The organism is Actinomadura sp. 9N215 (assembly GCF_044326345.1).
Classification (GTDB): domain Bacteria; phylum Actinomycetota; class Actinomycetes; order Streptosporangiales; family Streptosporangiaceae; genus Spirillospora.
The window spans coordinates 53075-75238 of sequence record NZ_JBIRBA010000014.1; the positions used below are offsets into that span (position 1 = coordinate 53075).

The following is a 22164-nucleotide window of genomic DNA, read 5'->3' on the forward strand; positions in this document are numbered from 1 at the left end:
CGGACGCGCGCGTCGGCGGCGAACGGCGCCCCGCCGCGGGATTTCACCGGGCGCCCGGCCCGCGCGGCAGTGGCGCGCCGATAGGCGACTGAAACCGTCCTGTTATCTGCTGGCCAGGCAGGTAAGAAGTGGCACCAAGCCACAGATGCCCGGTCAACAGAGCAACTCTCGGAATTTGCTCCAGCCGAAAGGAACAGGACATGTACGCGGACGACGACAAGAACACGCATTGGGGCTGAGCCTGCCGCTGTGATGCACCGCCGGCGGTCATCGAACGGCATCCGGCGACCGATCCGGCATGGACGGCACGACGCAACGGCACGACGCAATGGAGGAGAACGCAATGGCCGATCAAACGATCGGGGCCGTCGCCACGCGAATGGCGGGCCCCGAGGCCGACCCGGAAACGGGCCGGGAGGCGGGCCCGGCGCCCGAGGTGCTCCGCATCGTCCACGACGTGCTGGGGCGGGACGACATCCGGCCGGACGACGACTTCTTCGACGCGGGGGTCACCTCGCTCGGTCTGATCCGCGTCCTGTTGCAGGTGAACAGTCGGTTCGGCACTCAGCTGACCGGCGTCGAGCTGGGTGACACCGCGTCCGCGAGCCGCTTGGCGGCGTGCGTGGAGGCGGCCGGGAAAGCGGACGCGTGACGCGGGACGGAGGTCAGGGAAAATGACAGTGCGGGAAACGGTGACCGAGCGGAAATTCGCGCTCAATGACGAGGAGCTGGCCTTCTTCAAGGCCAACGGATACTTCGGTCCGTTCAAGGTCTACGAGGTCGAGGAGGCAAAACGGCTCTGGCGGCGGGAACGGCTGCGGCTGCTCGACCGCAGCCACGCGATATACAACGACGAACGCGCACAGGCCGGGAACACCAACATCGCCAACTACGACCGGCACCTCGACTCCGACGCCCTCGCCGACCACATCAGCCGGCCGGAGATCGTCGACCGGGTGTCCAGCGTCTTCGGCCCGGATCTGCTGTGCTGGCGAACCGAGTTCTTCCCGAAGTACCCCGGTGACGAAGGCACCGACTGGCACCAGGCGGACACTTTCGCCAACGCCTCGGGCAAGCCGCAGATCGTCTGGCCGGACGAGCTGAAGGAATACGGCGGGACGCTCACCGTCTGGACCGCCTTCACCGAGGTGAACCAGGACACCGCCTGCCTTCAGTTCATTCCGGGCACGCACGAGCAGATGGTCTACGACGAGGACAAGACCATGCGGTACGACCCGGAGGCGATCAACAGCACGGAGAAGGGAGGGATGAAGCGAGGCTTCTTCGGATACGACTACCGCGATCTGCTGATCGACCCCGACTTCGAGCCCGACGAGGCCAGGGCGGTACCGATGATCATGCGTCCGGGAGAGGCGATCATGTTCTCCTCCACCCTGATGCACGCCTCGTACCCCCACGCGGGCAAGACCGACGAGATGCGCATGGCGTTCGCGTCGCGGTACGTCCCGACGTGCGTGCGCCTCTACCCGGACACCGACGTGATCGAGGAGTACGGCGGCAGCGTGCCGCTGGACCGCTACGGCGCGGTGCTGGTCAGCGGCGTCGACGCCTACGGCCACAACCCCATCGCCACGACGACGACCCGGGGCCGTCCGTTCCACACCAGGTGACCCACTTCAACGCAAGCTCGCCGGCGCCTCCCGCGATATGCGATCCGGAGGCGGCGGCGGGCTCATTTCGCGTCAGGCCGCCCCGAGCACGGGCGGCACCGAACGAAAGGCGGAACATGAGCGGCGGAACGCTGCGCTACGCGGGCCGCGGTGACGTGGACCATCTCGACACCGCGTGCGCGAACTACACCTCCACCCTGGCGTTGCAACGCGCCTACACACGGCAACTCGTCACCTATCCCGCCACCAGGGAGATCGGGACGGCCGGCCGGATCGTCGCGGACATGGCCGCCTCCGTCCCCACCCTCTCCAACGGCGGCGTCGACCACGGCGCGACGGTCTACCGGTTCACCCTGCGGGACGGCGTGCTGTGGGACACCGCGCCACCGCGCCCGGTGACCGCGCACGACGTGGTGCGGGGGATCAAGCGGATGTGCAATCCGATCGCCCCCGCGCCGCTGCTGTCGTACTTCACCGGATCGATTCGCGGGCTGCGGGACTTCGCCGAAGGCTTCCGGGCGTGCCCGCCGACGGTCGCCGGGATCGCCGGGTACCTGGAGAACGACGTCGAGGGGGTGCGGGCGCTGGACGAGCGCACGGTCGTGTTCACCCTCGACCAGCCCACACCCGATTTCCTGAACATCCTCACCCTGCCGTCCGCCTCCGCCGTCCCCCGGGAGTACCTCGACCATCTCCCGGCCAGCCCCGAACTGGAGCAGCGGATCATCTCGAACGGCCCGTACCGGTTCGCGCGCTACGAGCCGGGCGCCGGGCTCCGCATGGAGCGCAACCCGGCCTGGCGCCCGGACGGTGACGACGTGCGCGGCCGGCACGTCGACCGGATCGAGGTCATCGAGGGCCTGAGCCGGGACGAGGCCACCGCGCGGGTGCTGTCCGGCGCCGCGGACCTGCTGTGGGACCTGTCGCCCTCGGCGGAGCTGATCGCGGAGCTGGACGGCGACCCCCGGCTGGAGGCCGTCGCGCACGGCATGCTGAACCCGTGCCTGGTCTTCAACCTCGTCAGCCCGAACTCGGGCGCCGCCACGGGCAGGCCGGCGGTGCGCCGGGCGATCCGCGCCGCGCTCGACAAGCACCGGATCGCGGAGATCTACGGCGGCGCACCGATCAACGAGGTCACCGGGCGCCTGCTGCCCCCATGGGGCGCCGTGGCCGCACCGGGCGGTCCTGGCGGCGCGGACGACCCCGACGCGACCGCCGATCCCGGGCGGGCCCGCGCCCTGCTCGCCGGGGCGGGCTACCCGGACGGCCTGTCGCTCACGATGCTCCACCGCGAAGGCGGGAGCCATCCGGCCGTCGCGCGAGCGGTGCGCGACAGCCTGGCCCAGGCCGGGATCGAGGTGCGGCTGCGCGCGGTGCCGCCGGCCGAGTTCTACTCGGACGTCCTGGAGAACGCGGAGAACGCGCGCCGCGGCGAATGGGACCTGATGGCGCAGGGCTGGCTGCCGGACTGGCAGGGCAACAACGCGCGCACCTACCTCCAGCCGCACTTCTACAGCGCGGGGCTGAACCGCGACGACCCCACCTGGGGCGTGGTGTACGGCTACTACCGGAACGCGTCCGTCAACCGGCTCCTTGAGGCCGCCGCGACGGCGTCCGAGCCGGAGCACGCCGGCAAGCTGTGCCGCGAGGCCGAACTGCGGATCCTGGACGACGTCGCGGTGATCCCGGTCCTCTTCCAGAAGAGCGTGACCCTGCGCGCGTCCCGCGTCCGCGGCTTCACCGGGTACCCGTGCCACATCGGAGACCCGACGCACATCCGGCTGGATGACACGAAGGACTGGTAACGGATGGACGGGTGGCCGTGGTCAGCGGCCGGTCCGGTCCCCTGTGGGGGGACGACCCCCCACACCCCCCGGAACGGGCCGGATGGGGTCGGCGAGGATCACGGCCATCCGCCGGTCGCCCCGGTAGGGCTCGCGGTTGTGCGCGGTCCGGATGTTGTCGATGATCATGATGTCGCCCGCCCGCCAGGGGACGCGCCGCGTGTGGGCGTCATAGGCGGCGTTGATCGTCTCGACCGTGCCGGGGGTGAGCGGGCGGCCGTCCCCGTAGAACGTGTCGAACGGCAGGCCGCGGTCGCCGAACTCCATCGTGAGGTACGCGCGGACGTCCGGGTCGAGCGTCCACCGGTTGCAGAACGCGATCTGGTTGAACCAGCATCGTGCGCCCGTCCGCGGATGGCGGACTATCGCGTCGCGCCGCTGCCGGGTCCGCAGCCCGCCGTCCGCCCGCCACTCGACGTCGACGCCGTGCGCCAGGCAGTAGCGCTCGACGCCCTGCGGGTCCTCGGTGCCGAACGCCTGCTGCCAGGTCATGCCCAGCGTCGCGTGGTAGTTGCGTTCGAGCAGCCAGCCGGTGCGTGCGAACTCCTCCGTCAGCTCGGCCGGGAGCGCCGCGAGGACCTCGGTGGCGTCGGCCAGCGCGGTCTCGCCGCCGCCGGCCGGTGCGACCAGGCACATGACGATCAGCAGGGACGGCACCGTGTCCGCGTAGCTGAGCTCGTGATGCATGCACATCGGCTGGTCGGGCGGCCATTCCAGCGACGAGTAGATCCGGTCGCCGAGGACGGAGCGCGGCGCGAAGCCCTCGCGCTCGGTGACGGGCTCGACGCCGATCGCCGAGCAGGCCAGGCGGGCGTCCTCCGCGTCGGCGATCCGGAGGCCGCGGACGAGGACGGCACCGTGCTCCCGCACCATCGCGCGCAGCTCGGCGCGGTGCGCCTCGGCCTGGGCGTGCGGATCGGCGGCGTTCAGCTGGACGACGGGCGGTCCCGCTGCGGCGGCTCCCTCCGACTGCGCGGCCAGGGTGGGCGGTGCTGACATCGGCGGCCCTTTCACGTCGGCTCGGGATCTGGATCGCTCAGCGTCGCGCGGCGACCGCGTCATGGATCGCCGTGGTGACCGCGGCGAGGCCGGAGCGCAGGTGGTCGTCCTGCACGGCGTAACCGATGCGCATGCGGTCGGGGTGGGTGAAGCAGGCGCCGGGGACGACGAGCACGCCGGCGTGCGTCGCCAGGTCCGCGCACAGCGCGGTGACGTCGTCCAGGCCGATGATCTTCGGGAACGCGGTGACGCCGCCGCGCGGCGGCGGAAGCGAGACGACGTCGCCGTTGTCGCGGGCCCAGGCGAGCAGGATCTCCCGCCCCTGGCGCGCCTCGGCCAGCCGCGGTCCGATGACGGCGTCCGCGTGCTCGATGACCGCCGCGGCCAGCGCCTCGTTCAGCGGCGACAGGGCGAGCGTCAGGTAGTCGCGGATCCGCACCATCTCGGTCAGCAGCTCCGGCGGCGCGAAGCACCACCCGGCCCGCAGGCCGGGGAACCCGAACGCCTTGGACAGGGTGCCGAACGACACGCAACGCTCCAGGTCGTTCACCGGATCCGGCAGGGCGGGGGCGTCGTGCGCCAGCTCGGCGAACGCGCCGTCCCAGAAGAGATGGCATCCGTGCCGCGCGACGAGCTCGACGAGCCGCTCGTACTCGTCGCGGCCGAGCGTCGTGCCGGTCGGGTTGTGCGGGAAGTTCGCCACCACGATCCGTGTCGCGGGGCTCATCAGCGCGGTCAGGCGATCGAGGTCCGCGGCGAAGCCGTCGCCGGCGGGCAGCTCCCAGACGCGCAGCCGCGCTCCGAGAGCGGCGGCGATGGACGTCAGCGACTGGTAGGCGGGCCGCGGCACGATCACCTCGTCGCCGGGCCGGATGAGCGCGGCGAGCGCCAGGAAGATGCCCTCGCTGGACCCGTTGGTCATCATCACGCGGTCGGCGCGGCCCGGCGCGTACCGGTTCGCGACCGCCGCGCGCGGACGCTCGCCGCCCAGCGAGGGGGCGTCCCGGAACTCGACGCCCTCCAGCGCCGGATGGTCCAGGTCGGTGAGCCGCAGCAGCTCGCCGAGGGAGTACTCGCGGACCCCCGAGCAGGAAATGTCGATCTTCGCGGTGAAGTAGCGGTCGCGCAGCCAGTCCTCCAGCAGCGCGGGCTCGATACCCCGCAGGTTCGCGGCCGGTGCGCTCATCGCCCGCCGTCCCCTCAGCCGATCACGCGGCTGGCGACCGACACCCGGCCGGGCAGCGTACGGCGCAGGTCGGTGACGACGTTGACGCGCTTCAGCCAGCGGTCCCGCCCGTCGAACCGGGCGCGGAACGCCCTGCGGCCGTGCACCACGTTGCGGTTGTCGATGAAGCACATGTCACCGGGGCGCAGCGCGACGTCGTAGGTGTGCGCGTCCAGATGGTCGACGAGCCAGGCCAGCGCGTGCGCCGCCGCCGCGTCGCCCTCGGCCGGGACGACGAAGTCGCGGTCGATGCGCAGCACCGGCGCCTCGGGATGGCCGCTGAGCACCGCCACCTTCGGGGGATCCGAGCGCATCTCCGACAGCCTCCCGAACGCCGAGGCCGTCACCTCGTCCCCGGCCGCCGAGTTGTGGTCCGGGTCATGGGACGAGTCGGGCAGGATCACGTACCGGGGCTGGCGGAGCAGGGCCGCGACCTCGTCCGGCACGTCCTCCGGGTCGACGTACGAGATCGTGGTGCCGACCTCCTCCGGCGAACGGAGGCAGAGCAGGCCCACGTAGTCGGCGCGGTACGGCGAGAACGCGTCCTCGGTGTGCCAGCCGAGCGGGCTCTCGCTGCACGAGCTGACCAGGCCGTGCTCCTCGCCCGGGGTCGGGACCACGTCGGTGACCAGGCGGCCGTTCTGCTGCGTCGCCCAGCCGATCACGTCGCCGAACAGCGCGCCGTAGAGCATGGCGAGGAACGCGTACGGCCGGCTGCGTTCGGTGTCGGCGTCCCGCCAGCGCAGCGGGGTGTCGCCGATGGCCAGGTCGTCGATGTCGTTGCCGCTGATCAGCACGGCGTGCTTGCGGGCGTCGAGCCTGGCGACCTGGGCGAACTCCCGCACGGACTGGGGCATGTCGTGCGTCAGCAACGAGACGCGACCCAGGAAGTCGGCGTCGGCGACGCCGGCGAACCGCGTCGCGCAGAAGCGGGCCAGGCCCATCAACCGCCGGGCGTCCCCGGGAGACAGATCGAAGCCCAGCAGTCCGCCGCGGCGCGGCTCGGCGTCGATCGTCGCCGTCCCGGCGGCTGTCCCGGTGACCGTGCCGGCCGCATCATCACTCATCTTCCGAACCTCACCTGTGTCTGGGGGGCGCGTTCGTACCTTCCGGATCTCACGCTGCGACGGGCGGATATCGTCCGGCTTCCGGCGCCCTGTCGGGTGGCCGCCGCGCCCGCGAGGGCCGTCGCGGCGGCGACCGCTCCCGCGAGGACCGCGCGGCGCCGCGATATCGCGGCGGAAGCCGGCCGATAGCCGCCGTGCACACGCTTGCCAGGACGACGCGGACGAACACGACCGCGACCGGCGAGGTGGCGCATCCGTGAACGGCCGGCCGAAACCGCGGCGCGCGTCATCCGCTCCGCGCGCCGCCGGACCGGTCCCGCGCGCCGCCGGACCGGTCCCGCGCGGCGTCGAACCGAGGAGGGATGGTCTTGACCGAGCCGAGAACGGCGGGCGCCATCGAGGGCCGCATCAGCGCCCTGCCGGACGAGGAACGCCGGCGGCTGCTGGAGATGATCGAGCGGATGGAGGACGCCGCCGCTCCGCGACGCCATCCGCTGTCGCCGGTGCAGCGGGGCATGTGGTTCCTGGACCGGTTGATCGGGCCGACGGCCCTGTACAGCGTCCCGTGGATGTACCGGATCAGCGGCGACCTCGACGTTCCGGCGCTGCGCCGCGCGGCGGAGGCCGTCGTCCGGCGCCACGAGGTGCTGCGCACCCGCATCGTCGACGACGACGGCGTCCCGGTGCAGGTCGTCGCGGCGGAGCTGCCGCCCGAATGGGACGAGTCAGATCTGCGCGGACGCGCGGACTGGGCCGCCGGGCTCGACCGGATCACCGGTGACGCCGCGGCCCGTCCGTTCCGGCTCGACACGGGGCCGCTCGTCCGCTGCCACCTGGTCCGGCTGCCCGACCGGCGGTCCGCGTTCGTGGTGAACGTGCACCACATCGTCTTCGACGCCTGGTCGACCAAGGTGTTCACCGAGGAACTGTGGGCGCTCTACACGGCGTACACGCGGGGCCGTCCCGAGGACCTCGCGCCGCTGCCGATCCAGTACGGCGCGCACGCGCGACGCCATGGCGCGCAACTGGACGGCGGTGCGCTGGACCGCCAGATCGACTACTGGACGGATCACCTCGCCGGCGGTCCGCCCGTCGTCGAGCTGCCGACCGACCGTCCGCGACCGGCGGTCAACGCCTACCGCGGCGAGACCGTCACGCTGCCGCTGGACGTCGCGCTCGTCGACCGGGCGCGCGAGTTCGGCAGGTCCGAGCGCGCCACCCTGTTCATGACCGTGTTCGGCGTGTTCGACCTGCTGCTGCACCGGTTCACCGGGCTCGGTGACCTGACCGTCGGGGTGCCGTTCGCCGGCCGTACCAGCGCCGACCTGCGCGATCTCATCGGACTCTTCGTCAACACGCTGCCGCTGCGTACCCGCGTCACCCCGGACATGACCTTTCGCGACCTGCTGCGCCAGGTCCGGGGCGTCGCGCTCGGCGCCTTCGCCAACCAGGACGTGCCGACCGACGAGCTCGTCCGGCGGCTCCATCTGGATCGCGACCTCAGCCACAACCCCCTGTACCAGACGCTGTTCTCGGTGGAGGAGGGGGACGAGCCGCCCGCGGCGGTCCCGGGGATCACCGTCGAGTCCGTGGACGAGATCTGGACCGGTACCGCCAAGTTCGACCTGACCTGGGCCGTCACGACCACGGGCCGCACCGCGTCGATCACCGTCGAGTACAACTCGGCCCTGTTCGACCGCGCGACGGTCGACCAGGCCGGGCGCGTGTTCCGGGCGTTGCTGGCCGCCGTGCTGGACCGTCCCGACGCGCCCGTCGGCGAGCTGACCGCCTTCGGCGACGCGGACCGCGCGGCCTTCGTCCGGTTGAACGACACGCGGCGGGTGTGGCCGTCACCCGGCCTGGCGCACGAGCTCGTCGCCGAGCAGGCGGCACGCGTCCCCGGCGCGCCCGCGCTGACCGCCGGGGGCACGACGGTGACCTACGCGGAGCTGGACGGCCGCGCGGACCGCCTCGCCCGCCGGCTGCGACACCACGGGATCGGTGCGGAGGCGCCGGTCGGGGTGTGCCTGCGCCGCGGCGCCGAACTGCCCATCGCCATGCTGGCGGTGCTGAAGGCCGGGGGCGCCTACGTGCCGCTGGACCCCGGCTTCCCCGACGAGCGCCTCGCCGTCATGATCGAGGACACCGGGATGGACGCGCTGATCACCGACGCGGATTCGGCGGCGCGGTTCGCCGGCTCCGGCGTCGACGTCATCACCGTCGATGCCACCGTCGAAGACCCGGTGATCGCCGAGCACGACGACGCCGTCCCGGTTCCGGCGGTGCGCGCCGAAGGGCTCGCCTACACCATCTTCACGTCCGGATCGACCGGACGGCCGAAGGGCGTGCAGATCCCGCATTCGGCGCTGCGGAACTTCGTCCGGTACGTGCGCGACACCCCCGGCCTGAGCGGCGGGGACACGCTGCTGGCGGTCAGCACCGCGATCTTCGACATCTCGTTGTACGAGCTGGTGGCGCCGCTGACCGTCGGCGCGCACGTCGTCGTCGCCACCGAGGACGAGGCACGCGACGGAACCGTCCTCCGGGACCTGCTCGACCGGCACGCCGTCACCGTCCTGGACGCGACCCCCGCGACCTGGCGGCTCCTGATCGAGGCCGGCTGGACGGGCTCGCCCGGCCTGCGCGGGATCTCCACCGGCGAGGCCCTGCCTCCCGATCTCGCCGCGGACCTGGCGCCGCGCCTCGACGAGCTGTGGAACCTGTACGGTCCGACCGAGGCGACGGTGTGGGCCAGCCACCACCGGGTCGTGGACGACGCGCCGCAGCGCGTCCCGATCGGGCGGCCGACCGCGAACACCTACCTGTACGTGCTGGACGACGATCTGCGCCCTCAGCCCGTCGGCGTGCCCGGCGAGCTCTACATCGGCGGGGACGGCCTCGCCCGCGGTTACCTCGGCAGACCCGACCTGACCGCGGACCGGTTCCGGCCCGACGTCACGGGCCGCGCGCCCGGTGCCCGCATGTACCGCACCGGGGACCGCGCCCGCCTGCTGCCCGGCGGCGAGATCGAATGCCTCGGGCGCCTCGACCACCAGATCAAACTGCGCGGCTACCGGATCGAGCCCGGCGACGTCGAGGCGGCGCTCACCGCCGAGCCCGAGGTGCGGCAGGCCGTCGTCGTGGTCCACGATCCGCCGGGCGGCCGGCGGCGGCTCGCCGGCTACGTCGTCGCGGAGCCGGACGCCGCGTGCGACCCGGCCCGGCTGCGCGAGGCGGCCGCCGGACGGCTCCCCGCGTACATGGTGCCGGACACGATCACGGTCCTGGACGCCGTCCCGCTGACCCCGAACGGCAAGATCGACCGCAGGGCGCTTCCGGCCCCCGGCGACGCGCGCCGCGCGTCCGGCGCGTACGTGCCGCCGCGCCCCGGCACCCAGGCGCGGCTGGCCGAGGCGTGGTGCACGGTCCTCGGCGTCGACCGCGTGGGCGCGGGCGACGGCTTCTTCGACCTCGGCGGGCACTCGCTCGACGTGCTCCGGCTGACCGCCGAGGTGGAGGTGTCACTCGGCCTGAAGCTGACTCCGGCCGACCTGTTCCAGTACCCGACGCTGGAGGCGCTGGCCGACCTCGTCGACCGGACCTCCGGTGGCGCGCCGTCCGCCGGGGCCGGGCCGGCGGCCGCGCTGACGTGCCTGCGAGACGGCGGCGACGGGCCGCCCCTGGTGCTCATCCATCCGGTGGGCGGCACGGTGTGGTGCTACGCGCCGATGCGCGACCTTCTCGGCGGCGGCCGCCCGGTCTACGGGGTGTCCGCGGCCGGCCTCGCCGACGGGTCCGCCCCGCGCGAGCGGATACCCGAGATCGCCTCCGCCTACCTGGAGGCGCTCGGCGACGCCGGCCTCGAACCCCCGTACGCGCTGGCGGGCTGGTCCATGGGCGGCGTCATCGCGTTCGAGATGGCCCGGCAGTGCCAGGACCGCGGGTTCACCCCGGACGTGATCATGATCGACAGCGCGTCGCCGGCGGTGCTGCGGTCGGTGACGCTCGACGAGAGCGACGTGCTGGAGGACTTCGTCCGCGAACTCGCCGAGGGCACGGGCACCGACCTCGGGATCACCGCGGAAGAACTGCGGCGGCTCCCGGCGCGGCGGCGTGAACCGTTCGTCTTCGACCGGATCCGCTCCGCGGGCCTCGCCGCGGACGCCGCCGAGGTGGCGTACCTGCGCCGCGCGGCGGCCGTGTTCGCCGCGCACACCAGGGCCATGTCCGCCTACCGGCCCGCGAGCCGGTACCGCGGCCGGGTGACGCTGATCAGCGCGGACGGCACGAAGCCCGTGCACGGCCGCGCCATGACCGACGGCTGGGCGGACGAGATCGCCGGGACGCTGCGCACCCGCCGCGTCGCCGGCGACCACTACGGCTGCATGCGCGCGCCGATCCTCACGGAGACGGCGGCCCTCGTCCGCCGGGCGCTCGCGGAACCCGCCGGCCACCCGGAACCCGCCGGCCACCCGGAACCCGCCGACCGCCCCGTGCCCCCGGAAGCGATGACCGCCACTGTGATGGAGGAGACCCGATGAGATACAAGCATCGCCTGATGGTCCCCGGGCCTACCCCGCTGCCGCCGGAGGTCACGGCGGCGGCGACCTGGCCGCTGGAGGACGAGCGCACCCCCCGGTTCGCCCGGCTGTTCGTCCGCGTGATCGACGGGCTGCGGGAGGTGCTGCGCACCCGCAACGACGTGCTGGTGTTCACCTCCAGCATGACCGGCGCGTTCGAGGGCGCGATCCAGAACCTGTTCTCCCCGGGGGACCGCGTGCTGGTGCTCAACAACGGCGCGTTCGGCGCCCGCTGGGTGGACCTGTGCCGCGTGTTCGGCCTGGACGTCGTGGAGCTGTCGGCGCCCTGGGGCGACGAGATCTCTCCGGCGCGGGTCGCGGCCGTCCTGGACGGCGACCCGTCCATCGTGGCCGCCGTCGCCGTGCACTCCGAGACGTCGACCGGCGTCGTCAACGACATGGCGGGGTTCGGCGCGGTCACCCGCGACGTCCTGTCGATCGTGGACACCACGTCCGGGGCCGGCGCCTGCGACCTGCGCACCGACGACTGGGGCCTGGACGTGGTCGTCGGGGGCGGCCAGAAGGCGCTCATGACCCCGCCGGGCCTGGCGTTCGCCAGCCTGAGCGAACGCGCGTGGCACTTCCACCGCCGCGCCGGGCTGCCCCGCTTCTACTTCGACTGGACCGCGGCGTGGAAGGCGTTCGACCGCGAGGTCCCGCAGAGCCCGTGGACGCCGGCCATCACCCTGCTCGTCCAGATGGACGCCGCGCTGCGCCATCTGCGGGAGGAGGGGCTGGAGCGGGTCCTGCACCGGCATCTGGTGCTCGGCCGCGTCACCCGGGCCGCCGTCCGCGCGATGGGGCTGACGACGCTGTCGCCCGACGACGACAGGAGCGCGGCCGTGACCACGGTCTTCATGCCGGACGGGGTGGACGCCGACCAGATCGTGCTGGAAATGGGGGACCGGTACGGAGCGCAGATCGTGGGCGGGCACGGGCCGCTCGCGGGCCGTGTCGTCCGCCTCGGCCACTGCGGGTACGTCGACGCCCTGGACGTCATCACCATGATCGCGGCGCTGGAGCTCACCCTGCGTTCCCTGGCCGTCCCGATACCCGCGGGGGCCGGTGTCGCGGCGGCGGTGGAGGCCACCGCCCGGCACTCCGGTGCCGTGCCCGGCCTCGGCGCCGCCGGCGAGGCGGGCGACCTCGCCCTGGAGGCCGCTGGCATGGGCGCGCCGGAACCGGCCGTGCTCGCCACGAGCGCGCGAGGTGGACGATGACCGCCACGTGCGGAGCGGAGACGGCGCCCACCCGGCCCGCCCCGGCGTGCGAGACGCCGGTCACCGTCACGATCGACCGGGTCGCCCGGCGCACGCCGGACGCGATCGCCGTCGACGGGACCGCCCGCGCCCTCACCTACGCCGAACTCGCACGCCGGGTGGACGCCCTCGCCCGGCACCTGACCGAGCTCGGGGTCCGCCCGGAGCAGCGGGTCGGGCTCATGCTGCGGCACCGTCCCGGACTGCTCGTCGCCATGCTGGCGGTGCTGAAGGCGGGAGGGGCCTACGTCCCGCTGGACCCGGACTATCCGGCCGAGCGGCTCGCCCACATCGCCGCCGACGCGGAGATCACCCTCATGATCGCCGACGACGCCGTACGCGATCGGGTGCCGCCCGGTGTCGAGCGGATCGAGAGCGTCGACGTCGAAGGCGCGGGTGTCGAGGGCGTGGGTGTCGAGGGCGTGGGCGTCGAGGGCGTCGATCCGGCGTCCGGTCGTGCCCGTCCACGGCCCGCGCCGCATCCGGCGCAGCTGGCCGCGGTGATCTACACCTCCGGTTCGAGCGGCCGTCCGAAAGGCGCGCTGGTCACCCATCGCGGCCTCGCCAACCTCGCGGCCGCCGCCGGGGAGGAGTTCCGGCTCGGCGCCGGCGACCGGTTCCTCATGTCGGCGTCGGCGTCGTTCTCCGCCTCGCTGGAGGAACTGTTCCCGCCGCTGACCCGCGGGGCCACGGCGGTCTTCCCGCCGGACCGGGCGGCCCTGTCGTCGATCTCCGAGCTGCTCGGCACCATCGCCGCGCACCGCGTGTCGCACGTGATCGTCCAGACGGCGCTGTGGGATGTGCTCGTCCGGCACCTGGCCGGCACCGGGCGGCCCGCGCCGGAGTCGCTGCGCATGGTCGGCATGAGCGGTGAACGCTGCACGCCGGGCGCGTACGCGCTCTGGCGGCGGCTGGGCCTGCCGCTCGTCCACGTCTACGGCCCGACCGAGACCACCGCGACCGCCACCTACTGCACCATCCCGCCCGCCGACGCCTCCCGGTACGAGCGGCCCCCGATCGGCGGCGCCATCGCCGGCACCCGCCTGTACGTGGCCGACGAGCGGATGAGCCTCGTCCCCGACGGGGAGCCCGGCGAGCTGTACGTCGGCGGGGACTCGGTCGTCCGCGGCTACCTCGGCCGGCCCGACCTCACCGCCGAGCGGTTCGGCCCGGATCCGTTCTCCGGCCTGCCGGGCGAGGTGCTCTACCGGACGGGCGACCTCGTCCGCCGGCGCGCGGACGGGCGGCTGGAGTTCCTCGGCCGCACCGACGACCAGGTCAAGATCCGCGGCTACCGGGTCGAGCCCGCCGAGGTCGAGGCCGCGATCGAGGAGCACGACCACGTCTCCCGCGCGGTGGTCACGGCGCCGGAGACACCGGACGGCCGGCGGCTGGTCGGCTACGTCGAGGCCGCCCCCGGCACGGTGACGGCGCCGGAGCTGCGCCGCTTCCTCGCCGGTCGCCTCCCGTCGTACCTGGTGCCGTCCGCGATCGTCCGGATGGACGCGCTGCCGCTGACCGCGCACCGCAAGGTCGACCGCGCCGCCCTGCCCGCGCCGGGCCGCGCCCGGCCGCCGCTGGATCAGCCCTACGCCGCCCCGGACGGACCGGACGAGGAACGTCTGTGCGCCATCTGGGCCGATCTGCTGGGCCTCGACCGGGTGGGCGCGACGGACGACTTCCTCGCGCTCGGCGGGGACTCGCTGCTGGTCACCCGGATGCTGCTGGCCGTCGAGGCCGCGTTCGGCGTGCGGCTCACGCCGCGGGCGGTGTTCGAGGCGCGGACGGTCCGCCGCGTCGCCGTGACCGTCCGGGACGCCGCCGCGCGCGATCTCCCCGACGGAACGGCCGCGCTCCGGCGGGAACGGCTGCTCGCCGGCGCGGCGCTCACCGAGGCGGCCGGACGACCCGTGATCGGCCCGGTCTCACCGGCGCAGCAGGGGATGTGGCTGCTCAGCCTGCTCCTCGCCGGCAGCCCGGCGAACAACTCGCCGTGGCAGTGCCGGCTGCGGGGCCCGCTGGACGCCGCGGCGCTGCGCCGCGCGGCCGTGGAACTGGTCCGCCGCAACGAGGTGCTCGGGTCGGCGTTCCCGGAGCTCGACGGCCGTCCGGTGCAGGTCGCCTGCGAGGCCGAGGTCCCCGAGTGGCACGAGGTCGATCTGCGCTCCCTGCCGGACCCCGCCGGTCGGGCCGGACGGGCACGGGAACTGGCCGCGGCGTGGGGGTGCAGGCCCTTCGACGTCGCCGCCGGTCCGCTGCTGCGCTTCCTGCTGGTCCGGCTCGCCGACGACGACCACCTGCTCGTCTGCAACGTGCATCATCTGGTGTTCGACGTCCGTTCCCTGGATCTGCTGCTCGGCGAGCTCGGCGCGCTCTACCGCGACCCCTACGCGGGCCGGGACGCGCACCGGCCCCAGTACGCCGACCTGAGCGTGCGGTACCAGAGCGCCCGGCGGCCCGCCGACCTCGACGACGGCATGCGGTACTGGACGTCCCGGCTGGCCGGCGTCAGACCGCTGGCGATCCCGGACGGGTCGGGCGGGCTCCCGTCCGCCGGCGAGTACGACGGGGCGGTGCACGACTTCTGGTTGCCGCCCGAGCTGTTCGACCAGGTCAGGGAGTTCGCCAGGACCCGCGGCGCCAGCCCGTACATGGTCCTGCTCACGGCCTACGTCGCGTGGCTGCACCGGTGGTCCGGCGAACGCGACATCGCGGTGGCGACGCCGATGGCCGGCCGCACCGTGCCGGCGGCCGCCGACGTGATCGGGCTGTTCATCGTCACCGCGGTCCTGCGCGCCGGCGTCGGCGGGCACGATTCGTTCGGCACGCTGCTGGCCCGGGTCCGTGAGGACGCGCTCGACGCCTACGCCCACCAGGACGTGCCCCTGGACGAGGTGATGGAGCGGCTCGGCGCCGGGCCGCTGCGGCGCAACCCCTTCCGGATCCTGTTCGCGCTGCAGCGCGACCCGTCCGCGGACATCGCCTGGCCCGGCATCCGGCTCGGCCCGGTCGACGACATCCCGACCGGCACGGCCAAGTTCGACCTGTCGCTGATCTTCATCGAGCGCGCCGACGGCGTCGCCGGACGGGTGGAGTACCGCACCTCCGCGCTGGGCCGGGCGGCGGCCGCGCGCGTCGCCGAGGAGTACTGCGCGGTGCTCAGCGCGTCGCTGGCCTCCCCGGAGACGGCACTGGACGACCTGGACCCGCCGCCCGGCCCCGCCGTGCGCCCCAGAACGCTCGGCCCGGACGCGGCGGAGGAGGCGGACGAGGAGGAGGCGCGGCGGCGATGATGGACGACCTCGAATACCGGTTCCTCCGCCACACCTGGTTCCCGGTCGCCCGCGCCGACGACCTGGACGACGGCCCGGTCGAGGGCCGGATCCTCGACGTCCCGCTCGTGGTCTTCCGCGCCGGGGACGAGGTGCGCGTCGCCGACGCCGCCTGCCCGCACCGCGGCGCCGCCCTGTGGCAGGGCCGGGTGAGCGGCGGGACCCTGGAATGCCCCTACCACGGGTGGCGGTTCGACGCCGGAACCGGCCGCTGCGTCGCCGTCCCGTCGCTGCCCCGCGGCGCGTCGCCCCCGCCCGCGGTGCTGACCGTGTACCCGGCGGTCCGCGCCTACGGGCATGTGTGGAGTTGCCTGGAGCAGCCGTTCCGGCCGCTTCCGGAACTGCCCGGCGCGGGCGCGCCCGGCTGGCAGTTCGGGTACGGGCGTCCGGTGGACCTGCGCTGCGGCATGCGGCAGCTCACGGAGAACTTCCGTGACATGGCGCATTTCCCGTTCGTGCACGAGGGATCGATGGGGCCGAACGTGCGCCGGGAGGTCGCCCCCTACAAGGTCCGGCGCGACGGGTTCGAACTCGAATGGGAACTCTCCACCGACCTGGGCGGGACGGCGCTGGACGGCAACCAGGCCCTCGGCGCCGGCCAGACGCTCACCTACCACGTCAGCCTCCCGATGTTCGCCTACATCCGCACCCGGTTCCCGGACGGCGGCCATCGGCTCGTCGCCCAGTTCGCCACGCCGATCAGCGCGGACGGCCGGACCGTGCGGCAGTTCTGGGTCGTCGGGATCGACGACGTCGTGGCCGGCGCGCACGGCGTGTCGCTGCCGGAGATGTGGGAGTACGAGCGGCAGATCTTCGCCGAGGACCATCCGATCGTGGAGAACCAGTGGCCCCGCGAGGCGCCGCTCGACGTGCACGGCCAGGCCCACACCCGTGCGGACCGGTACGGGATCGCCTACCGGCTGGCGTACGCGGACCTGCTGGCGGAGTTCGCCCGGGCCGGCCGGTCGCGGCCGGTGGGAGCGGTGTGATGACCGCGGCCCCCGCGCAGCGGCTGACCGGGCGGGTGGCGCTGGTCACCGGCGCCGCCACCGGGATCGGCGCCGCGACGGCCCGCGCGCTGGCACGCGACGGCGCCGCCGTGGCGGTGAACCATCACCGCACCCCGGACGACGCGGCCCGGGTCGCGGCGGAGATCACCGACGCGGGCGGGCGGGCGGCCCCCTTCGAGGCCGACGTGACCGACGCCGCCGCCGTCGCGCGGATGGTGACGGCGATCGGCGATCGGCTCGGCGGCGTCGACGTCCTGGTCAACAACGCAGGCGTGCTCTCCAGGCACGACTGCGTGGACCTGCCGGAGCGGGAATGGGACCGGGTGGTGGACACCAGCCTCAAGGGCTGCTTCCTCTGCTGCAAGTACGCCGTCCCCGGGATGGTCTCCAGGGGACGCGGCCGGATCATCAACATCTCCTCCGACCTCGCGTTCACCGGGGAGGCGCGGCTCGTCCACTACTGCGCCGCGAAGGGCGGGGTGCTCGCGCTGACCCGGGCGCTGGCCCGGGAGCTCATCGGCCACGGCATCACGGTCAACACGGTGGCGCCCGGAATGACGGAGACACCGATGCTCAAGGCGAGTCCGACCGCCTACGACCCGCGGGTGGCGGCGGCGATCCCGGCCGGGCGGTGGGGGCGGCCCGAGGAGATCGCGGCCGCCATCTGCTTCCTCGCCTCCGACGACGCCGGGTACTTCGTGGGCAGTGTGCTCAGCCCCAACGGCGGCATCGTCATGTGACCGTCCATCACGGTGAACACGAACAAAGGAGCAGGCCAATGCCGCGCGCATGCCCGGTCGCCACCCTTCCCGACCCGCCCACCGGCTCCCTCGCGCACGCGGTCCGGGCCGCCGGGGGCACGGTCACGACCCCGGACGAAGCCGTGGGACTGGTGTGGCTCGGCACCGAGCCCGCGGCCCTCGGCGCCGCGCTCGCCCGTCTGCCCGGCGTGCGGTGGGTCCAGTTGCCGTGGGCGGGCGTGGAAGAATACCTGCCCTATGTCGACGCACACCGGCAGTGGTGCCGGGCGCGCGGCGTGTACGGCGTCCAGGTGGCCGAGCACGCGCTGATGCTGGCCATGGTCTGCCTCCGCGACGCCGCGCGCAGCGTGCGGTCCGGCCGGTGGTCGCCGCGGCCGCCTGCCGTCCTGACGGGTCAGCCCGTCACGATCGTCGGGGGAGGGGAGATCGCCAGGGCGCTGCTGCCGATGCTCGAACCGTTCGGCTGCGACGTGACCGTCGTCCGCCGCGCCGCGTCGCCCCTGCCCGGCGCCGCGGTGGTGCCGTACCGGGACCTGGACGCGGCGCTCGCCGCCGCGCGCGTGGTCGTGCTCGCCGCCTCGCTCACGCCGGCCACGCGCCGGCTCATCGACGCCCGCCGGCTGGGGGTCATGCGTTCCGACGCATGCCTGGTCAATGTGGCGCGCGGCGCGCTCGTCGACACGGGCGCCCTGGTCCGCGCGCTGACCGAGGGCCGGATCGCCGCCGCGGGCCTGGACGTCACCGATCCCGAGCCGCTGCCCCCCGGCCACCCGCTGTGGCGGGCGCCGGGCTGCTTCATCACCGCGCACTGCGCCGGTGAGCTGTCCGTGGCGTACCCGGCCTTCGACCGCCAGGTCGGTGCGAACGTCGCGAACTGGATCCAGGGCCGGCCGCTGCTCGGCGTGATCGACCGGACGCGCGGATACTGAGCGGCCACCCGGCCACCCGGCCACCCGGCCGCCCTCGCCGCCCTCGCCGCCCGTCTCAGCGCAGCATCAGCCGTTCGAGATCCGGGTCGAGGTTGACATCGATCCCCTCAAGGAGCCGTTGCAGCTCACGGCGGGCGTCCTCCACCCGTGACCGGCCGTGCACGTCCAGGCTGAGCTCGTCGAGCGCGCCCAGCGCCCGGGCCTGCCACAGCGGCGCCCCGATCGTACGGAAGGTGGTCAGCGCGTCCCACAGCCATCGCGCGGCCTCGTCCTCGGAGTCGTCGAGACTCAGCATCCGGCCGTAGGCCAGCGCTATCCGCGCCGCCGCGAACGGGTCACCGGCTTCTCCGGCGAGCCGGAATCCCTCCTCGAAGTCCGCGCGGGCCTGGGCGTAGCGGCGGTCCGCGGTGCGGGCGAGCCCCAGCCCGTACAGGGCGTGCGTGATGCCGACGGGGTCGTCGGCCTCCCGGACCAGGGCGAGCACGGACTCGAACGACCGCTCCGCGGCGTGGTTCAGCCCGACATGCAGGTAGAGCTCGCCGAAGCGATGCCGCACCTGGGCGAGGAGCCGTTTGTTCGGCAGGTCCTCGCAGATCGCGGCGGCCTGGTTGAGCAGCGCGTCCGCGGCGTCCTCGTTGTGGGTGTCCAGATGGACGGCGGCGATGTTGCTCAGCACATGCGCCTCGACCGCGCGGTCGTCGACCTTCCGCAGGGCCGCTAGCGCGTCCTCATAACGTTCCAGCGCGTGCTCGTACCGGCCCTTCAACCGGTCGATGTAGGCCAGATTCCGCATCGCCAGGGCGCTGCCGTGGTCGGAGCCGAGTTCGCGGAACAGCGCCATCGCCTCGGCGAGGTGCTCGGCGGCGACGGTGAAATGACCGCGGAACACCCCGAGCGACCCCAGTGAATACAGCACGGCCGCCTCACCGTGGCGGTTGCCCGCGGCGCGCACACAGCGCAGCGCGATCTCATGTGTCCTCTCCCAGTCGTCGTAGAGTCCCTCGGCCTCGAAGCAGGTGGCCGAGGCCAGCGCCAGGTTCCAGCACAGTTCGTCGAGCCCGTGGTCGGCCGCGAGCCTGACGGCCGCGACGAGCCCCGGGTGTTCGGTCTGGAACCATCCCCGCGGCTCGGCGAGGATCCGGGTCAGGGCGTCGGCCCCGTAGGGCCAGCGCTCCTCGATCGTCTGCACGGTCGCGAAATCGCCCCCGTAGGTGCGGCGGTGCGCTTCCTGCGCCAGGGCCAGCCACACACCGGCCACCCGCCGGGCGGTGTCCGTCCGGGACTGCGGCGACTCCTCGTCCATCAGGCGTTCGCGGGCGAAGTCCCGGATCAGGCTGAGCATCGAGCAGCGCAACTCGCCGTCGCCCCGCGCCGGCGCCGTGATGTCGATCAGCCGTGCCTCGGCCAGCTGGTCCCGCAGCTCCCCGGCCTCCTCGGGAGAGGTGTCCGTCAGGGCCGCGGTGACCCAGGCCGGGAACTCCGAATGGCCGAGCAGCCCGATCCTGCGGTAGAGGACCTGCGTCCGCGGATGCAGGTTCCGGTAGGCGAGCGAGAGGTTCGACCGGACGTCGAGCTCCTCGAAGAGGAGATGGTTCAGCCGGTCCTTCTCGTTCCCCAGCAGCCGGGTCAGGTAGGAGAGCGACCAGTGCGGACGCGCCGCGAGCTTCGCCGTGACGATCCTCAGCGCGATGGGAATCCCGCCGCAGAGGTCGATGATGTCCTGGGCGGCCTGCGGATCGCCGAGCATGCGCCCGGCGTCGATCGACTTGCGCAGGAACTCCGTGGCCTCGCGGGCGTCGAACGTACCGACCTCCATCCGGTGCGCCCCGGGCAGCCGGGACAGCCGGCTCTTGCTCGTCATGATCACCGCGCAGTTCCCGCCGCCGGGCAGCAACGGCAGCACCTGCTCCTCCGCGCGCACGTCGTCCAGCACGACGAGCAGGCGCCGCCCGGCCAGGAAGCTGCGGTACAGCTTGGCGCGTTCCTCGACGTCCGCCGGGATCATCGCGGGCGGCGCGCCGAGCGCGCGCAGGAAACGGCCGAGCACGCGGGACGCGGTGTCGTCGCTCTCCCAGAGGTCGCCGCTGTGCAGGTCGATGAACAGCTGGCCGTCGGGGAAGGCGGAGGCCGCCTGGTGCGCCGCGCGGAGCGCGACGGCGGTCTTGCCCGTGCCGGCGGCGCCCGTGATGACGACGACGGGAGTGGGGCCGTCGGACACGTCCGTGAGCACGGCGTCGATCCCGGCCAGCAGCTGTTCCCGCCCCGTGAAGTCGGCGACCGGCGCGGGAAGCTGCCGGGGCACGATCGGCAGTGACCGGCCGTCGCCGGCACCGGCCCCCGGCCGGTCGCGGGCCGGGTCGGCCGCGCGGTCCTCCGCGAGGATCGTCTCCTCCAGTTCGCGCAGCTCCGGGCCGGGTTCTATGCCGATCTCGTCGATGAAGAGCCGCCGCGCGTCCTGGTAGACCTCAAGGGCCTCGGCGCGGCGCCCCGCGCGGTACAGGGCCCTCATGTGGGTCAGGCGCAGGCCCTCGCGCAGCGGGTAGCGCGCCGCCAGCGGCACGACCTTGGCCAGTACGTCGGCGTAGCGCCCCATCTCGAGTTCGAGCGCCATGCACTCCTCCTCGACGGCGGCGCGCCGCTCGCCGAGCCCGACGGCCGCGCTCTCGACGAGAGGGCTGCCCGAGCCGGCGAGCGCCTCGTCCCGCCACAGCGCCAGCGCCTCGGTGAACCGGGCGATCGCCGCTTCCGGGCGTCCGTCCGCGGCGCTCGACCGCCCGGCCGCGACGAGCGCCTCGAATCGCTGCGCGTCGACCGCGTCGTCGTCGACGGCGATGAGATACCCCGGGGGCCGCGTGCCGATCATGTCGGGTTCCCCGACCTCGGCGAATCTGGCCCGTAACGCGGAGACGCACACGTGGATCTGGGCACGGGCGGTCGCCGGGGGCTCGTGTTCCCAGAGCGCGTCGATGAGCCGCTCGGTCGAGACGACATGGTTGGGCTGGAGCAGCAGGAGCGAAAGGATGACGCGCTGGCGACGGCTCTTGATGATCACCGGCTTCCCGCCGTGGTCGATGGCGAGAGGTCCGAGTATTCTGAACTCAAGCCTCATGAGAACCCAATCACAGAAAGCGTCAGTCCGAAAAAGTGACGTCAAGGGGCGGGTGGTCGGGAAACCATGCATTATTTATACTTGATCGACCATCGATAATATATCTCCCCCTATGCCGTGTAAAGGCTGTGTGGCGATCAAGCTCGTGGCGGTTATTTCATTGAATCCTTTCACGCCCGGTTCGCCTGCACATTCGCGGCGCGGAGATGGCGTCTCTCCCCTGGGGCCGGGGCGGCGCGGGGCGTTCATCCGCCGTTGGTCGGTGCTTCGCCGAGTAGTAAGGGCTGGTCACGGCGCACGGCTCGGACGACGATCCGTGAGCCGGCGCCGAACGGGGGCTCTGACGCCGCCGAACGTACCCGGAGGACGAGCCCCGAACAGGCCGGCACGCTGACCGGTAATCACCTTACGAAAACGA

General features: G+C 73.3%; 13 protein-coding genes. 9 read left to right on the top strand and 4 right to left on the bottom strand.

Going from position 1 to position 22164, the window contains the following annotated elements; all coding sequences use genetic code 11:
• The first annotated feature begins 298 nt into the window (after positions 1-298).
• From ACH34T_RS23010 to ACH34T_RS23020, 3 genes are all read left to right on the top strand, one after another.
• A complete protein-coding gene (locus ACH34T_RS23010; protein WP_395994272.1) occupies positions 299-652 on the top strand; it encodes an acyl carrier protein in 354 nt (117 codons plus the stop codon).
• 22 nt (positions 653-674) lie between these two features.
• Entirely contained in the window at positions 675-1631 is a 957-nt protein-coding gene (locus ACH34T_RS23015) for a chlorinating enzyme (protein WP_395994273.1), read from the top strand.
• Positions 1632-1747: 116 nt separating this feature from the next.
• Positions 1748-3436, top strand: coding sequence for an ABC transporter substrate-binding protein (locus ACH34T_RS23020; RefSeq protein WP_395994274.1), 1689 nt, complete (start codon positions 1748-1750; stop codon positions 3434-3436).
• A gap of 21 nt (positions 3437-3457) precedes the next feature.
• Here ACH34T_RS23020 and ACH34T_RS23025 read toward each other — a convergent pair whose 3' ends face one another.
• From ACH34T_RS23025 to gntD, 3 genes are read right to left on the bottom strand one after another with little or no spacing between them, the layout of a single operon-like run.
• Positions 3458-4474 carry a TauD/TfdA family dioxygenase gene (locus tag ACH34T_RS23025; RefSeq protein WP_395994275.1) on the bottom strand — a complete coding sequence of 339 codons (1017 nt, stop codon included), beginning with the start codon at positions 4472-4474 and terminating at the stop codon, positions 3458-3460.
• Positions 4475-4511: 37 nt separating this feature from the next.
• Positions 4512-5660 (bottom strand): capreomycidine synthase, encoded by a 1149-nt coding sequence (gene vioD / locus ACH34T_RS23030; protein WP_395994276.1) that lies wholly within the window; start codon positions 5658-5660, stop codon positions 4512-4514.
• 14 nt (positions 5661-5674) lie between these two features.
• The gene (gene gntD / locus ACH34T_RS23035; protein ID WP_395994277.1) at positions 5675-6766 is read right to left on the bottom strand and encodes a guanitoxin biosynthesis L-enduracididine beta-hydroxylase GntD; all 1092 of its coding nucleotides are present in this window, start codon (positions 6764-6766) and stop codon (positions 5675-5677) included.
• A gap of 368 nt (positions 6767-7134) precedes the next feature.
• On the opposite strand from gntD, the gene ACH34T_RS23040 reads away from it, so the two are divergent.
• Genes ACH34T_RS23040 through ACH34T_RS23065 form a run of 6 tightly spaced genes read left to right on the top strand, consistent with a single transcriptional unit; the run spans position 7135 to position 18637 of the window.
• Positions 7135-11307 (top strand): amino acid adenylation domain-containing protein, encoded by a 4173-nt coding sequence (locus ACH34T_RS23040; RefSeq protein ID WP_395994278.1) that lies wholly within the window; start codon positions 7135-7137, stop codon positions 11305-11307.
• Complete coding sequence (locus ACH34T_RS23045) at positions 11304-12566, top strand: pyridoxal-phosphate-dependent aminotransferase family protein (protein ID WP_395994279.1); 1263 nt, start codon at positions 11304-11306, stop codon at positions 12564-12566. The genes ACH34T_RS23040 and ACH34T_RS23045 overlap by 4 nt, the downstream gene beginning before the upstream one ends.
• On the top strand, positions 12563-15898 hold the full coding sequence (locus ACH34T_RS23050) for an amino acid adenylation domain-containing protein (protein WP_395994280.1): 3336 nt from the start codon (positions 12563-12565) through the stop codon (positions 15896-15898). Before ACH34T_RS23045 ends, ACH34T_RS23050 begins: the two co-directional genes overlap by 4 nt.
• A complete protein-coding gene (locus ACH34T_RS23055) occupies positions 15895-16926 on the top strand; it encodes a Rieske 2Fe-2S domain-containing protein (RefSeq protein ID WP_395994281.1) in 1032 nt (343 codons plus the stop codon). Before ACH34T_RS23050 ends, ACH34T_RS23055 begins: the two co-directional genes overlap by 4 nt.
• On the top strand, positions 16926-17687 hold the full coding sequence (locus ACH34T_RS23060; protein WP_395994282.1) for a glucose 1-dehydrogenase: 762 nt from the start codon (positions 16926-16928) through the stop codon (positions 17685-17687). The genes ACH34T_RS23055 and ACH34T_RS23060 overlap by 1 nt, the downstream gene beginning before the upstream one ends.
• Positions 17688-17725: 38 nt before the next feature.
• Positions 17726-18637 carry an NAD(P)-dependent oxidoreductase gene (locus tag ACH34T_RS23065; RefSeq protein WP_395994283.1) on the top strand — a complete coding sequence of 304 codons (912 nt, stop codon included), beginning with the start codon at positions 17726-17728 and terminating at the stop codon, positions 18635-18637.
• Positions 18638-18692: 55 nt separating this feature from the next.
• Here ACH34T_RS23065 and ACH34T_RS23070 read toward each other — a convergent pair whose 3' ends face one another.
• Positions 18693-21746, bottom strand: coding sequence for a BTAD domain-containing putative transcriptional regulator (locus tag ACH34T_RS23070; protein WP_395994284.1), 3054 nt, complete (start codon positions 21744-21746; stop codon positions 18693-18695).
• Positions 21747-22164: the final 418 nt, after the last annotated feature.